Below are 13,613 nucleotides of genomic sequence, written 5' to 3'. Positions count from 1 at the left end.
GCCTCAAAACGACCTCAAGCGATCTGCGCGTTTGCCGAGACCTGGTCGAAGGTATTTTCGTCCAGCGCATCCTCCTGCCGGTCAAGGACTTCGCGCGGATGGCCGAAACCCGGGATGCTGCTGTCAATCAGGCTGAGCAGGCGTGAGCCACGCTCGGTCAGCACGAAGTTCTCGCCATTGCCGCCGTCTTCTTCAGGCCGGCTGGCGATGAAGCCACGTTCGAACAGAAGCTTCTCGTACTCGCAGGCGCGGGTTTTCAGATGGTCCAGGTCGCCCGGTGCCTGGCCATTTGCAGCCAGCGCTGCGGCGTGTTGTTCGGCATAGGGGCGTGGCGTGAAGCTATGACCGGCGCCGTTCTGCACCTCGTGCAGCAAGCGCTCGATCAGGTCCCAGTCGTAGCGGCTCATGGAATGGCCTCCTGCAATGAACGGATGGGTTACACAAGGTGGGACCGACAGAAGCCGACCGGCGTTCAGATCGGCAAGCTACCGATGGCATCCCAGGCAATCTGAACTTTCAAATTGCCCCGCCCCTCACACGTAGCAGGACCATCAGAGGCCAAGATGATGAAAACCCTCTACCGCGCCGCAATGCTTGCCAGCCTGGTGTGCGCCTTGCCCGCCTGGGCCTGCACGCCAGAAGAAGCCACGCACAAACGCGAGGAACTGGCCGGGCTGGTCGCCCGGCTGACCGAGCAGAATCCGCAGAAAGCCAAAGAGATAAACGACGAGCTGCAAGGTATGGAGCTCGGCACGGCGAGCAAGGACTTGCCGGACAAGTGCCAACTGATCGACAAGCGGATCAAGGAATTGAAGGAAGCCGAGAAAAAGACCTGAGCAGCGCCCGCTTCAGCGGCGCTGCTGGGCCAACATGTATTGGCGCAGCAACTGGTTGATTCGGGTCTGGTAGCCGCTGCCTTGGTCCTTGAACCAGGCCAGCACGTCAGCGTCGAGGCGAATGGTCACGGTTTGCTTGGCCGGTAAGCGAAGCTCGGCCTGGCGGAAGAAATCGTCGTCCAACTCGGGGATATCCGAGGTGTCGATCGGCCCGCGACCGGAGTGTTCATCACTGTTTATGGATGGTTTCGACATAGCGCATTTCCTCGCGTCGGGTGGCTCTTCTGGCGGAGATGACTCGGATCACATCCCCTTGCCGTTCGGTGTACGCGACCACGCTAACCCAGGCGTTGATCCAGCCCATGCTGATCCAGCGTGGTTCCAGGTAGTCGAACCGCTCATCCTTGAGCACCAGCATCGGGTGCCGGAACATGTCGGGCACTTCATTGAAATCGATACCGTGCTTGCGGATGTTCAGCTGGTTCTTTTCCTCGTCCCATTCAAAACGCATGGGACTTTCGTATTTACAGTTGTACATACGCTACTCCTGCCAGCGAAAACATGCCAGAGGTATTCTGGAAGCCAGACAGCAAAATGCATGGGCCGAGGAGCAGTTTGGGAAATGGGCTACGCACGCTTGGGGAAAGCGCGAAATCACCCGCCACCTTTGCAGTGGCGGGCTTGCATCAAAAAGCGCTTACTCAGCCGCTGGCTTGCGCTTCTTCAGCGGCGCCATGCCATCGGAACTGGCCAATGGCGCATTGGCCTTCGGCTTGGCGGTCGGTTTGCGCTTGGCGGCGCCCTTCTTGTCGCCGGTCTTCTTCTCGGTCTTTTTCTTCTTGGTGCCAGCCGCCTTGCCCGAGGCCTTGACCTTCTTCGGCCCGCTGTAGGTACCCTTGACCTCCTTGATGACACGGCGCTCGAACTGCTGCTTGAGGTAGCGTTCGATGCTCGACATCAGGTTCCAGTCGTTGTGGGTGATCAGCGAGATCGCCAGGCCTTCGCCGCCGGCACGACCGGTACGGCCGATACGGTGCACGTACTCGTCGCCGCTGCGTGGCATGTCGAAGTTGATTACCAGGTCCAGCCCGTCGATGTCCAGGCCGCGCGCCGCCACATCAGTGGCCACCAGCACCTTGGAGCCGCCTTCCTTGAAGCGGTCGATGGCCAGCTTGCGGTCCTTCTGGTCCTTCTCGCCGTGCAGTACGAAGGCCTTCACTTCCTTGGCCACCAGATGGCCGTAGATGCGGTCGGCCAGGGCACGGGTGTTGGTGAAGATGATTGCCTTCTGGTAGGTCTCGTTGGCCAGCAGCCACTGCACGATCTGCTCTTTGTGCTGGTCGTGGTCAGCGGTGATGATCTGCTGGCGGGTACCTTCGGCGAGCTGCGAGACACTATTAAGCATCAGGTGCTCAGGGTCTTTGAGGACCTTGCCGATCATGTCGCGCAGGGCTGCGCCGCCGGTGGTGGCGGAGAACAGCAGGGTCTGCTTGCGGTTCTCGCACTCCTTGCACAGGCGCTCCATGTCTTCGGCAAAGCCCATGTCGAGCATGCGGTCTGCTTCGTCGAGGATCAGCACGTCCACATGGGACAGGTCGAGGTTGCCGGCATTGAGCTGCTCGAGCAGGCGGCCCGGGGTGCCGATCAGCACATCCGGCACCTTGCGCAGCATGGCGGCCTGTTCCTTGAAGTCTTCGCCGCCGGTGACCAGGCCCGACTTGATGTAGGTGAACTGGGAGAACAGCTGCACCTGCTTGAGGGTCTGCTGGGCCAGCTCGCGGGTCGGCAGCAGGATCAGCGCACGGATTTCCACGCTCGGGCCGCTGCGGTCGACCAGGCGGTTGAGCAGTGGCAGGACGAATGCAGCGGTCTTGCCGCTGCCGGTCTGTGCCGTCACCCGCAGGTCACGCCCTTGCAGGGCCAGGGGAATGGCCGCTGCCTGCACCGGGGTCGGCTCGACAAATTTCAGCTCGGCCACGGCTTTGAGCAGGCGTTCGTGCAGGGCGAATTGGGAAAACACGGGGGTAACCTCGGGCAAGTGCGAAAAATTCAAGTTGCATAGGGTAACGTTTTCCGCCGCCAGAACCGAATTTCTTTTGGCAACTTTGCGCCGATCCACGCTCTAATGCCGTTTCGTACCGCAACACAGACCGTTTCCTACGCTTATGGACCTCCAACGATTCTGGCGCGATGCCCTTGACCTCTGGGGCACCCTCGACCAACACCCGCTGCTGCACGCCGCCCTCGGCCTGGCCGTGCTGCTGCTCGTCTCGCTGCTGATCGGCCGCCTGGCGCGCTTCCTGATCCTGCACACCAGCCGCCTGCTGGGCCGGCAACCGGCGCTCAGATGGCTGGACGACCTGCGCCACAACAAGGTGCTGCACCGCCTGGCCCAGACCACCCCATCGCTGGTGGTGCAGTTCGGCCTGAAGCTGGTGCCGGAGCTCTCGGCCACCGCCCAGCATTTTCTCGGCAACCTCGCCCTGGCCATCACCCTGCTGTTCATGACCCGCGCGCTTTCGTGCCTGCTCGACGCGCTGCTGGACATCTACGCCCGCACCGAACATGCCCGCACCCGCTCGATCAAGGGCTACATGCAGTTGGCCAAGATGATGCTGTGGATCTTCGCCGCCATCGTCATCGTCGCCACCCTGATCGACCGCTCGCCGCTGTTGCTGCTGTCGGGTCTGGGTGCCATGTCGGCGGTGCTGCTGTTGGTATACAAGGACACCCTGCTGTCGTTCGTCGCCAGCGTGCAGCTGACCAGCAACGACATGCTCCACGTCGGCGACTGGATCGAGATGCCCCAGGCCGGGGCCGACGGCGATGTGGTGGATATCACCCTGCACACGGTCAAGGTCCAGAACTTCGACAAGACCATCGTCTCCATCCCCACCTGGCGCCTGATGAGCGAGTCGTTCCGCAACTACCGCGGCATGCAGCAGTCCGGCGGGCGGCGGATCAAGCGCAGCCTGTTCATTGACGCCGCGGGCGTACGCTTCCTGACCCAGGAAGAAGAACAGCGCCTGGGCCAGATACGTCTGCTCGGCGACTACCTGGCTGGCAAGCGCCAGGAGCTGCGCGAATGGAACGAGGCCCAGGGCCACAATGCCGGGTTGTCGGCCAACCGCCGACAGCTGACCAATATCGGTACCTTTCGCGCCTTTGCCCTGGCGTACCTGAAGAGCCACCCCAACGTGCACCCGAACATGACCTGCATGGTTCGCCAGATGCAGACCACCGCCGAAGGCGTGCCGCTGGAGATCTACTGCTTCACCACCACCACGGTATGGGCCGAGTACGAGCGCATCCAGGGCGATATCTTCGACTACCTGCTGGCGGTGCTGCCGGAGTTCGGGCTTAGCCTGTACCAGCAGCCCAGTGGCAATGACATGCGCGTGGGGCTTGCGACGCGAGCTACGCGTCAGGAACTGGCCTGAAGCCATCGCGGGGCAAGCCCGCTCCCACAAACACCGTGGGAGCAGGCTTGCCCCGCGATAAGGCCATTAAAGCCTGACAATCAACGCGATGCAGGCTGCACAGTACGTTGCCCGCCCAACCGGCTCATCCACACCGACGCCAGGATGATCGAGCCGCCGATGGCCAACCGCCCCAGCGGCTCATCCTGGTTCCAGATCAGCAGGTTCAGCAGCAGCCCTACCGGCACATGCAGGTTGTTCATCACCGCCAGGGTGCCGCCGGATACCAGGCAGGCGCCCTTGTTCCACCAGTACAGGCCAAGCGCGGTCGGGCACAGCCCAAGGAACAACAGCACCAGCCACTGGGTGTCGGTGCTCGGCAGGTGCTGGGCGTTGCCGAACAGCAGGAAGGCCGGCAGCACCACCAGCAGCGCGCCAAGGTAGAAATAGCCGAAACGTCGGTAGTGCGGCAGGTCGCTGGGGTGGCGGGCCACCAGATGGCGGTACAGCACCTGGCCGGCGGCATAGGTGAAGTTGGCCAGCTGCAACAGCAAAAAGCCCACGAAGAACTCACCCGTGACACTGTCGAAACGGATCACCGCCGCGCCGGCCACGGCCACCAGCGCAGCCAGCAGCGCCCACGGGTTGAAGCGCCGATTCAGGGCGTCCTCGATCAAGGTCACGTGCAGCGGTGTGAGGATGGTGAACAGCAGCACTTCAGGCACGGTCAGCACGCGGAAGCTCAGGTACAGGCACACGTAGGTAATGCCGTACTGCAGCGCGCCGATCAGCAACATGGAACGCATGAAGCGCGGTTCGATCTGGCGCCAGCGGGTCAATGGCAGGAACACCAGCCCGGCCAGCAGCACCCGGGCCAGCACGGCAAAGTAGCTGTCGACGTGGCCGGCCAGGTATTCGCCGATCAGGTTGAAAGAGTACGCCTGGATCAGCGCGACGATTATCAGGTAGCCCATGGTGGCCTCTCGTGGATCAAGGCGGCGACCTTAGCGGGTTGGGTCCGGGCAGTTCAACCATGAGGTTTGTAAGGCCTGTGCTGGCCTCTTCGCGGGTGAACCCGCTCCCACAGGAACATGTATGACCTGTGGGAGCGGCGGTTCGCCGCTGCGATTCACCCGCGAAGAGGCCGGCATTGGTACTTGCTGTGTCCCAGCCATAAAAAAGCCCGGCCATCGCAATGACCGGGCAGGTACACCCAAAGGAGCAACAAGGTGTCAGGGTTGGGAATTCGTTGAGCCTCAGGCCACCGCGGCCAGCTTGGCCTTGGCCTGGTTCAGGCCCTTCTCGTGGAACTCGCCGCTCATGTTCAGGCCTTCGGCGTGGATGAAGTCCACATCATGGATGCCGATGAAGGCCATCACCTGGCGCAGGTAAGGTTCCTGGTGATCGCTGCTGGCGCCGGCATGGATGCCGCCACGGGCGGTCAGGACAATGGCGCGTTTGCCGGCCAGCAGGCCTTGCGGGCCGGTCGGGGTGTACTTGAAGGTGATCCCGGCACGCAGCACATGGTCGAGCCAGGCCTTGAGGGTGCTGGGGATGGTGAAGTTGTACATCGGTGCCGCCATCACCAGCACGTCGGCTGCCAGCAGTTCGTCGGTCAGTGCGTTGGAACGGGCCAGGGCCTCCAGCTCAGCGGCGCTGCGCTGCTCTTCAGGCTTCATCCAGCCGCCCAGCAGGTTGGCATCCAGGTGTGGCACCGGGTCCACGGCCAGGTCACGGACCTTGATCTCGTCAGCAGGGTGCGCCGCTTGCCATTGCGCAATGAAATCCTGGGTCAGTTGACGGGAAACGGAATCCTGCTGGCGGGCGCTGCTTTCGATGATCAGTACGCGGGACATGGGTGCCTCCATCGGCGGTAAAGGGTGGCGATTCGATGGAGGTGAGATTAAGGGTTGACCTATCGATAAAAAAGCGTAAAAAGTGGGACCAATCTATCGATGAATCCGTTTTATTCCGCTTTGCAGTCCACCTGGATGCGCAATTTGAGAATCTCGCGGTTGAACTTCGCCGTTACATCGACGCTCTTGCCCGCCGGCACATTGACCCGGCGCACGCGCGGCGCCTCGGGGCCATTGCGGAACGTGACCTTGCACGCCGCCGGCACCTGCCCATAGTTGTTGAGGTTGATCGAACCGATGTCATAGGTGGTGTCATAGGCGGTGTAGTCGACCTTGACCCCGTCGGTCTGTTTCTCCACATCGATGGGGTAGGCCATGGCCCCCAGGGGCAGGCACAACAGCAAAGCCGCACAACATTTCTTCATACCGGCGCTCTCCTTGAGAAGAGCGCAGCTTAGGACAACAGGAGCCCTGGATGAAAGCGCCGCGCGTAACCCTGGATCAGTGGCGGACCCTGCAGGCGGTGGTCGATCACGGCGGCTTCGCCCAGGCCGCCGAAGCGCTGCACCGCTCGCAGTCATCGGTGAGCTACACCGTGGCGCGCATGCAGGAGCAACTGGGCGTGCCGCTGCTGCGCATCGACGGGCGCAAGGCCGTGCTCACCGAGGCCGGCAGCGTGCTGCTGCGCCGCTCGCGGCAGCTGGTCAAGCAGGCCAGCCAACTGGAAGACCTGGCCCACCACATGGAACAGGGCTGGGAAGCCGAAGTGCGCCTGGTGGTGGACGCCGCCTATCCCAGTGCCCGCCTGGTACGCGCCCTCAGTGCGTTCATGCCGCAAAGCCGCGGCTGCCGGGTGCGCCTGCGTGAAGAAGTGTTGTCCGGGGTCGAGGAAGTGCTGCACGAAGGCATCGCCGACCTTGCCATCAGCAGCTTCAACATCGGTGGTTATCTGGGCACCGAGCTCAGCCCGGTGGAGTTCGTCGCCGTCGCCCATCCCGAGCACGCCCTGCACCGCATGGGCCGCGAGATCACCTTCCAGGACCTGGAAAGCCAGCTGCAGGTGGTGATCCGCGACTCCGGCCGCGCCCAACCGCGCGACGTCGGCTGGCTGGGCGCCGAACAGCGCTGGACGGTGGGCAGCCTGGGCACCGCCACCACCTTCGTCAGCAGCGGCCTGGGCTTTGCCTGGCTGCCCCGGCACATGATCGAACGCGAGCTGCGCGATGGCGTGCTCAAGCCTTTGCCACTGGATCAGGGTGGCAGCCGCCACCCGCTGTTCTACCTTTATTCGAGCAAGGAAAAGACCCTGGGCCCGGCCACGCAGATTCTCATCGAGTTGCTGCGCAACTTCGACACCGCGCCGCTGGACGTGCCCTTCGCAGCCCCCCCGCAAGCCTGAGAGGACCGCGCCCATGGCCTGTTTCGAACATGACGGATGCCTGCTGCATTACGAGGAACATGGCCAGGGTGAACCCCTGGTGCTGCTGCACGGGCTGGGTTCGAGCAGCCAGGACTGGGAGCTGCAGGTACCTGAGTTCAGCCGCCATTACCGGGTCATCCTCATGGACATCCGCGGCCATGGCCAATCCTCCAAGCCGCGGCGCGGCTACCACATCAAGACCTTCAGCGAAGACCTGCTGGCCCTGCTCCAGCACCTTGGCACTGGTCCCGTGCACTTCGTGGGCCTGTCGATGGGCGGCATGGTCGGTTTCCAGTTCGCCGTCGACCACCCCGCCTGGCTGCGCAGCCTGTGCATCGTCAACAGTGCGCCGGAAGTCAAACGCCGCACCCGCAGTGACTGGGTCTGGTGGCTCAAACGCTGGGGCCTGGCCCGTGTGCTCAGCGTCGAAACCGTGGGCAAGGGCCTGGCCGCCAGGCTCTTTCCCAAACCCCAGCAGGCCGAACTGCGGCGCAAGATGGCCGAACGCTGGGCACGCAACGACAAACGCGCGTATCTCAAAAGCTTCGACGCCATCGTCGACTGGGGCGTACAGGAACGCATCGGGCAGATCGCCTGTCCTACCCTGGTGATCGCCGCCGACCACGATTACACACCGATACAACTCAAGGAGCGTTACGTCGCCCTGATGCCGCACGCCCGACTGGCGGTCATCGAGGATTCCCGGCACGCTACGCCCCTGGACCAACCCGCAGTCTTCAACCGTACCCTGCTGCCTTTCCTCGCAGCCGCTTCCACCTCTCAAGGATCTTTGAGCCCATGCTGAAAAAACTCCTGCTGACCGCCTGCTCGGTCGCCTTCGCCACCAGCGTCATGGCCTCCGACAAGACGCCACACGTGTTGCTGGATACCAGCTTCGGCCAGGTCGAGATCGAGCTGAACGCTGAAAAAGCGCCTATCAGTACGAAGAATTTCCTGCAGTACGTCGACAGCGGTTTCTATAACAATACGATCTTCCACCGCGTGATCCCGGGCTTCATGGTCCAGGGCGGCGGTTTCACCGACCAGATGGTGCAGAAGAGCACCAAAGACCCGATCCGCAACGAAGCCAGCAATGGCCTGCAGAACACCCGTGGCACCTTGTCCATGGCCCGTACCTCCGACCCGAATTCGGCCACCAGCCAGTTCTTCATCAACGTGGCCGACAACGATTTCCTCAACCCCGGGCGTGACCGTGGTTACGCGGTGTTCGGCAAGGTCACCAAGGGCATGGAAGTGGTCGACCAGATCGTCAACTCGCCAACTACCGTCAAGAAAGGCATGCGCGACGTGCCGGCCGACCCGGTGTACATCAAGTCAGCCAAACGCATCGACTGACCGCAGGCTTCACAAGGATGTGAACCGCCTGAGGGTCGGATGGAACAGGAGTTACCTCACCCATGCTGTACCGTCGTTTCGAGCAATTGATCGACATCTTCCGCGAGGCGCCGAGCGAGGCGCCGCCCGGCAAGGTCTGGCCCTTCTACCTCTATTACCTGCGCCAGGTGTGGCCCAGCTTCCTCGCCCTGCTGATCGTCGGCCTGTTCGCCTCGCTGATCGAGGTGGCGATGTTCAGCTACCTGAGCCGGATCATCGACCTGGCCCAGGGCACGCCCAACGCCAACTTCTTCAGCGCGCACAGCGCTGAGCTGATCTGGATGCTGGTGGTCATCCTGCTGCTGCGGCCGCTGTTCTTCGGCCTGCACGACCTGCTGGTGCACCAGACCATCAGCCCGGGCATGACCAGCCTGATCCGCTGGCAGAACCACACCTACGTGCTCAAGCAGAGCCTGAATTTCTTCCAGAGCGACTTCGCCGGGCGCATTGCCCAACGCATCATGCAAACCGGCAACTCCCTGCGCGACTCGGCAGTGCAGGCGGTGGACGCGCTGTGGCATGTGCTGATCTACGCCATCAGCTCGCTGGTACTGTTCGCCGAAGCCGACTGGCGGCTCATGCTGCCGCTGCTGGTATGGATCGTCTGCTACATCGCGGCGTTGTACTACTTCGTGCCCCGGGTGAAAGAGCGCTCGGTGATCTCCTCCGACGCCCGCTCCAAACTGATGGGCCGCATCGTCGACGGCTACACCAACATCGCCACCCTCAAGCTGTTCGCCCACACCGACTACGAACAGCAGTACGCCCGTGAAGCGATCCGCGAGCAGACCGAAAAAACCCAACTGGCCGCGCGGGTCGTCACCAGCATGGACGTCGTCATCACCTCGCTCAACGGCCTGTTGGTGGTCGCTACCACGGGGCTGGCGCTGTGGTTGTGGAGCCAGTCGCTGATCACCGTCGGCGCCATTGCCCTGGCCACGGGCCTGGTGATTCGCATCGTCAACATGTCGGGCTGGATCATGTGGGTGGTCAACGGCATCTTCGAAAACATCGGCATGGTCCAGGACGGCCTGCAGACCATCGCCCAGCCGGTAACGGTCAGCGACCAGCCCGATGCGCCGGCACTGAAAGTCAGCCAGGGCGCGGTACGTTTCGAGCACGTGAGCTTTCACTATGGCAAGGGCAGCCAGGTCATCGATGCGCTGAACCTGGACATCCGCCCCGGCGAGAAGATCGGCCTGATCGGCCCGTCCGGCGCCGGCAAGTCGACCCTGGTCAACCTGCTGCTGCGCCTGTACGACGTACAGGCCGGGCGCATCCTCATCGACGGCCAGAACATCGCCGAGGTCAACCAGGCCAGCCTGCGCGCACAGATCGGCATGATCACCCAGGACACCTCGCTGCTGCACCGCTCGATCCGCGACAACCTGCTGTACGGTCGCCCCGATGCCACTGATGAAGAAGTGTGGGAAGCGGTGCGACGGGCAAAGGCCGACGAGTTCATCCCGCAGTTGTCCGACGCCCAGGGCCGCACCGGCTTTGACGCCCATGTCGGCGAGCGCGGGGTCAAGCTCTCCGGCGGTCAACGCCAGCGCATCGCCATTGCCCGGGTGCTGCTGAAGAACGCACCGATCCTGGTCATGGACGAAGCCACCTCAGCGCTGGACTCGGAGGTCGAGGCAGCGATTCAGGAGAGCCTGGAGACGCTGATGCAGGGCAAGACAGTGATCGCCATCGCCCACCGCCTGTCGACCATCGCCCGCATGGACCGCCTGGTGGTGTTGGACAAAGGGCATATCGTCGAAAGCGGCAGCCACAGTGAACTGCTGGCTCAGCACGGGCTGTATGCGCGGCTGTGGCATCACCAGACCGGTGGGTTTGTCGGGGTGGATTGATACAGTAAACAGCGTGGGAGCGGGCTTGCCCGCTCCCACGCTGTTCCCACGTCCCCCTTGATGTTCATGCCTGACGATACGGCAACATCCCCCGCGCTTCTTCGGCATAGGCCCGCACCCCCGCCCGCTCCTGCAACAGGAAATCCTCCACCGCCCGCCGCAACCCCGGGTGCAGCAGGTAGTGCCACGAACGGGTGATCACCGGCTCGAACCCTCGAATCAGCTTGTGCTCACCCTGTGCCCCGGCATCGAAACGCTGCAGACCTTCGGCAATGGCAAAGTCCATGCCCTGGTAGAAACAGGTCTCGAAATGCAGGCGGTCGAACTCGTCCAGGCAGCCCCAGTAACGGCCGTAGAGGCTCTCGCCCCCCACCAGGCTCAAAGCCATGGCCACCTCGCGACCATTCTGCCGGGCAATCACCACCCGGATCGCCTCGGGCATGCGCGCGGCAATCAGGCTGAAAAATTCGCGGGTCAGGTAGGGTGAACGGCGGCGCACGGTGTAGGTGTTGGCGTAGCACAAGTAGACGAAGTCCCACTGCGCCTCGCTCAGTTGATCGCCCCGGTACCACGCGAACTCGATGCCATGTGCCGATACCTGCTCGCGCTCCTTGCGCATCTGCTTGCGCTTGCGCGAGCTGAGCGTGTCGAGGAAGTCCTGGAAGTCGCGGTAACCCCGGTTGCGCCAGTGGAATTGGCAACCCAGGCGCTCCATCCAGCCCGGCAGGCCAGCCACCACCTCGTCCAGGGCGCTGTCGGTGAAGTTGATATGCGCCCCGGACAACCCACCCTTGCCCAGGTATTCCGGTAGTGCCTGCAACAACAGCATGGCGTCGCCGGGCTCGGTACTCAACAGGCGCGGCCCGCTGACCGGGCTGAACGGCACAGCGCCGAGCAGCTTGGGGTAATAGGCGATGCCGGCACGTTCGCAGGCGTCTGCCCAACCATGGTCGAACACGTACTCGCCGAATGAATGCCACTTGCGGTAGGCCGGCAGCAGCGCTCGCACCTCACCGTCGCGCTCCAGCACCAGGTGTTCGGCGGCCCAGCCGTTGTCAGGCGCGACACTGCCGCTGTCTTCCATGGCACTGAGAAAGGCGTGGCGCAGGAAGGGCTGGCCAGCGGGCACCAGTGCATCCCAGGTGGTCGCCGGCAGGTCGCGCAGGTGGGCAAGGCTGTGAAGGCTGATCACGATTCCGACTCGTTGAATTGAAGTGGGCAGTATTGCCAATGCAGCCGCGACACTCAATTGAACTGCTGTTCACTTAACCGCAGTGCCACCAATTGGACATTATTCTGTCATTCCCCCCCGCAATACTGGCGCCTGTTTTTCGGAAGCCCAGAACCTGTCTAGCCAGGGCTTTTCCGAAGGCATGCCAACTCGGGGGCGGCCGCGTGAGCCTCCCCACTTTATTCAACAGGGAGAACCTTATGCGTCTTGTTTCTACACTAACTGGAGTGAGCCTCACCGGCATGATGCTGGCTCTGAGTACTCCAGCCAGTGCTGCTGTCGACGCCAAGCTGCTCGAAATGCTCCGCGCCAATGGTTCGATCAACCAGGCGCAGTACAACGAACTGCAAGGCGACCTGGCAAAAGAAACCAAGGAAAAGGCCGACCAGAAAGCTCAGTCCGAACGTATGAGCTCCTTTGAACAAAAAGTGGCATGGGCCGCCAAGACTCAGATCAAGGGTGATGTGCGCCTGCGTTACGAAGACGTCAACGTCGACAACCCGATCGCCCGCAGCGGCAACCAGGACCGTGAGCGCGTCCGTGCCCGTGTCGGCTTCTACAGCGAGATCAACCCGCAGGTCGACGCCGGCGTGCGTGTGGCCACCGGCAGCAGCGCCGATGCCCGCTCGACCAACCAGAGCCTGGACAACTACTTCGAGAAGAAATCGCTGTGGGTCGACCTGGCCTACCTCGACTGGCACCCCACCGCGGTGCCGAACCTGCACCTGATCGGCGGCAAGATGATGCAGCCTTGGGTCAGCATGGGCGACATCATCTGGGACAGCGACATCAACCCCGAAGGCCTGGCCGTCACCTACAAGACCAACCTGGGCCCGGCCGAAGTGTTCGGCAGCCTCGGTCACTACAACCTGAAGGACAACGTCGACGGCGACGGCGTGCAGTTCAAGCACGACGCACAGCTGTACCACGGCCAGTTGGGTACCAAGTTCAACGCCGCCGACACCCTCAAGGTCACCGTGGGCGGCAGCATCTACGGCTACGACAACGACAAGGAATCGGCGGCACTGCGCTCGCTGGGCAACACCACCAACGAGTTCAACCTGGTGGAAGGTTTCGGTCAGCTGGACTTCACCGGCTTCGCCATCCCGCTGTCGGCCTACGGCCAGTTCGTCAAGAACACCGAAAGCACCGACGGCAAGGACAAGGCCTGGCTGGCTGGTCTGAAAACCAAAGTGGGTGCCTGGAGCCTGGACTACAACTACCGCGACGTGCAGCGTAACGCCGTGGTCAGCCTGTTCACCGACTCCGACTTCGGCAACGGCTTCACCGGTTCGCGTGGCCACAAGTTCAAGGTCGGCTACGAGATCGACAAGAACTTCGCACTCGGCGCGGCCTACATGATGGCCAAGACCGACTACTCCAACCTGCCGAACAGCGATGCTGACGTAGACACGCTGCAGGTGGACCTGGAAGCCAAGTTCTAAGCGACACGTACCACTGCTTCGCACTCAGGCGGGAAATGCTGACCCCATCCAGCATTTCCTGCCTTTTTTTGCCTGCAGGAAATGTATCGGCCCTATCGCCGGCAAGCCGGCTACCACAGCGATTGCGCCGTACCTGTGGGAGCCGGCTTGCCGGC

The 13,613-nt window shown here is 62.6% G+C and carries 15 protein-coding genes; 7 read left to right on the top strand and 8 right to left on the bottom strand.

Features of this window, described 5'->3' with window-relative positions:
• Window positions 1-14: 14 nt before the first annotated feature.
• Window positions 15-407: a transcriptional regulator gene (locus ABE459_RS12575; protein ID WP_110996368.1), complete on the bottom strand. Its 393-nt coding sequence runs from the start codon at window positions 405-407 to the stop codon at window positions 15-17.
• A gap of 159 nt (window positions 408-566) precedes the next feature.
• On the opposite strand from ABE459_RS12575, the gene ABE459_RS12570 reads away from it, so the two are divergent.
• Entirely contained in the window at window positions 567-836 is a 270-nt protein-coding gene (locus ABE459_RS12570) for a hypothetical protein (RefSeq protein WP_322360230.1), read from the top strand.
• 12 nt (window positions 837-848) lie between these two features.
• Here ABE459_RS12570 and ABE459_RS12565 read toward each other — a convergent pair whose 3' ends face one another.
• The 3 genes from ABE459_RS12565 to ABE459_RS12555 all read right to left on the bottom strand — a co-directional run bounded on the left by ABE459_RS12565 (window position 849) and on the right by ABE459_RS12555 (window position 2,856).
• Window positions 849-1,091, bottom strand: coding sequence for a BrnA antitoxin family protein (locus ABE459_RS12565; RefSeq protein ID WP_110996369.1), 243 nt, complete (start codon window positions 1,089-1,091; stop codon window positions 849-851).
• Window positions 1,066-1,347: a BrnT family toxin gene (locus ABE459_RS12560; RefSeq protein WP_322360228.1), complete on the bottom strand. Its 282-nt coding sequence runs from the start codon at window positions 1,345-1,347 to the stop codon at window positions 1,066-1,068. The genes ABE459_RS12565 and ABE459_RS12560 overlap by 26 nt, the downstream gene beginning before the upstream one ends.
• A 186-nt stretch (window positions 1,348-1,533) precedes the next feature.
• Window positions 1,534-2,856: a DEAD/DEAH box helicase gene (locus ABE459_RS12555; protein WP_125465075.1), complete on the bottom strand. Its 1,323-nt coding sequence runs from the start codon at window positions 2,854-2,856 to the stop codon at window positions 1,534-1,536.
• Window positions 2,857-3,001: 145 nt separating this feature from the next.
• Between ABE459_RS12555 and ABE459_RS12550 the strand changes: the two genes are divergently transcribed.
• Window positions 3,002-4,276 (top strand): mechanosensitive ion channel family protein, encoded by a 1,275-nt coding sequence (locus ABE459_RS12550; RefSeq protein WP_346648039.1) that lies wholly within the window; start codon window positions 3,002-3,004, stop codon window positions 4,274-4,276.
• 80 nt (window positions 4,277-4,356) lie between these two features.
• Here ABE459_RS12550 and ABE459_RS12545 read toward each other — a convergent pair whose 3' ends face one another.
• The 3 genes from ABE459_RS12545 to ABE459_RS12535 form a co-directional block, all read right to left on the bottom strand.
• Window positions 4,357-5,229 (bottom strand): carboxylate/amino acid/amine transporter, encoded by an 873-nt coding sequence (locus ABE459_RS12545; RefSeq protein ID WP_323828504.1) that lies wholly within the window; start codon window positions 5,227-5,229, stop codon window positions 4,357-4,359.
• A gap of 282 nt (window positions 5,230-5,511) precedes the next feature.
• Window positions 5,512-6,111, bottom strand: coding sequence for an FMN-dependent NADH-azoreductase (locus ABE459_RS12540; protein ID WP_323828506.1), 600 nt, complete (start codon window positions 6,109-6,111; stop codon window positions 5,512-5,514).
• A 110-nt stretch (window positions 6,112-6,221) separates the two neighbouring features.
• A complete protein-coding gene (locus ABE459_RS12535) occupies window positions 6,222-6,536 on the bottom strand; it encodes a 3-phosphoglycerate kinase (RefSeq protein ID WP_125465079.1) in 315 nt (104 codons plus the stop codon).
• Between the two features lie 50 nt (window positions 6,537-6,586).
• Here ABE459_RS12535 and ABE459_RS12530 point away from each other — a divergent pair, with 50 nt between their 5' ends.
• The 4 genes from ABE459_RS12530 to ABE459_RS12515 all read left to right on the top strand — a co-directional run bounded on the left by ABE459_RS12530 (window position 6,587) and on the right by ABE459_RS12515 (window position 10,782).
• Entirely contained in the window at window positions 6,587-7,510 is a 924-nt protein-coding gene (locus tag ABE459_RS12530) for a LysR family transcriptional regulator (RefSeq protein WP_110995903.1), read from the top strand.
• Window positions 7,511-7,523: 13 nt separating this feature from the next.
• Window positions 7,524-8,336 (top strand): alpha/beta hydrolase, encoded by an 813-nt coding sequence (locus ABE459_RS12525; protein ID WP_125465080.1) that lies wholly within the window; start codon window positions 7,524-7,526, stop codon window positions 8,334-8,336.
• The gene (locus ABE459_RS12520; RefSeq protein ID WP_125859592.1) at window positions 8,330-8,887 is read left to right on the top strand and encodes a peptidylprolyl isomerase; all 558 of its coding nucleotides are present in this window, start codon (window positions 8,330-8,332) and stop codon (window positions 8,885-8,887) included. Before ABE459_RS12525 ends, ABE459_RS12520 begins: the two co-directional genes overlap by 7 nt.
• A gap of 62 nt (window positions 8,888-8,949) precedes the next feature.
• Complete coding sequence (locus ABE459_RS12515) at window positions 8,950-10,782, top strand: ABC transporter ATP-binding protein (RefSeq protein ID WP_323828510.1); 1,833 nt, start codon at window positions 8,950-8,952, stop codon at window positions 10,780-10,782.
• Window positions 10,783-10,846: 64 nt separating this feature from the next.
• Here the strand turns inward: ABE459_RS12515 and ABE459_RS12510 are convergent, their stop codons facing one another.
• A complete protein-coding gene (locus ABE459_RS12510; protein WP_323828512.1) occupies window positions 10,847-11,974 on the bottom strand; it encodes a GNAT family N-acetyltransferase in 1,128 nt (375 codons plus the stop codon).
• A gap of 239 nt (window positions 11,975-12,213) precedes the next feature.
• Between ABE459_RS12510 and ABE459_RS12505 the strand changes: the two genes are divergently transcribed.
• Window positions 12,214-13,458 (top strand): putative porin, encoded by a 1,245-nt coding sequence (locus ABE459_RS12505; protein ID WP_125465083.1) that lies wholly within the window; start codon window positions 12,214-12,216, stop codon window positions 13,456-13,458.
• Window positions 13,459-13,613 lie beyond the last annotated feature (155 nt).

It is taken from the genome of Pseudomonas sp. TWI923 (assembly GCF_039673365.1).
GTDB lineage: Bacteria > Pseudomonadota > Gammaproteobacteria > Pseudomonadales > Pseudomonadaceae > Aquipseudomonas > Aquipseudomonas sichuanensis.
The sequence above is the reverse complement of the archived record's forward strand: the minus strand, read 5'-3'. Positions and strand labels throughout refer to the sequence as shown.

What these genes read in the sequence shown, in the direction of transcription:
- ABE459_RS12575 (WP_110996368.1), bottom strand. Translation starts at nt 407, where the DNA reads ATGAGCCGCTACGACTGGGACCTGATCGAGCGCTTGCTGCACGAGGTG.
- ABE459_RS12570 (WP_322360230.1), top strand. Translation starts at nt 567, where the DNA reads ATGAAAACCCTCTACCGCGCCGCAATGCTTGCCAGCCTGGTGTGCGCC.
- ABE459_RS12565 (WP_110996369.1), bottom strand. Translation starts at nt 1,091, where the DNA reads ATGTCGAAACCATCCATAAACAGTGATGAACACTCCGGTCGCGGGCCG.
- ABE459_RS12560 (WP_322360228.1), bottom strand. Translation starts at nt 1,347, where the DNA reads ATGCGTTTTGAATGGGACGAGGAAAAGAACCAGCTGAACATCCGCAAG.
- ABE459_RS12550 (WP_346648039.1), top strand. Translation starts at nt 3,002, where the DNA reads ATGGACCTCCAACGATTCTGGCGCGATGCCCTTGACCTCTGGGGCACC.
- ABE459_RS12545 (WP_323828504.1), bottom strand. Translation starts at nt 5,229, where the DNA reads ATGGGCTACCTGATAATCGTCGCGCTGATCCAGGCGTACTCTTTCAAC.
- ABE459_RS12540 (WP_323828506.1), bottom strand. Translation starts at nt 6,111, where the DNA reads ATGTCCCGCGTACTGATCATCGAAAGCAGCGCCCGCCAGCAGGATTCC.
- ABE459_RS12535 (WP_125465079.1), bottom strand. Translation starts at nt 6,536, where the DNA reads ATGAAGAAATGTTGTGCGGCTTTGCTGTTGTGCCTGCCCCTGGGGGCC.
- ABE459_RS12530 (WP_110995903.1), top strand. Translation starts at nt 6,587, where the DNA reads ATGAAAGCGCCGCGCGTAACCCTGGATCAGTGGCGGACCCTGCAGGCG.
- ABE459_RS12525 (WP_125465080.1), top strand. Translation starts at nt 7,524, where the DNA reads ATGGCCTGTTTCGAACATGACGGATGCCTGCTGCATTACGAGGAACAT.
- ABE459_RS12520 (WP_125859592.1), top strand. Translation starts at nt 8,330, where the DNA reads ATGCTGAAAAAACTCCTGCTGACCGCCTGCTCGGTCGCCTTCGCCACC.
- ABE459_RS12515 (WP_323828510.1), top strand. Translation starts at nt 8,950, where the DNA reads ATGCTGTACCGTCGTTTCGAGCAATTGATCGACATCTTCCGCGAGGCG.
- ABE459_RS12505 (WP_125465083.1), top strand. Translation starts at nt 12,214, where the DNA reads ATGCGTCTTGTTTCTACACTAACTGGAGTGAGCCTCACCGGCATGATG.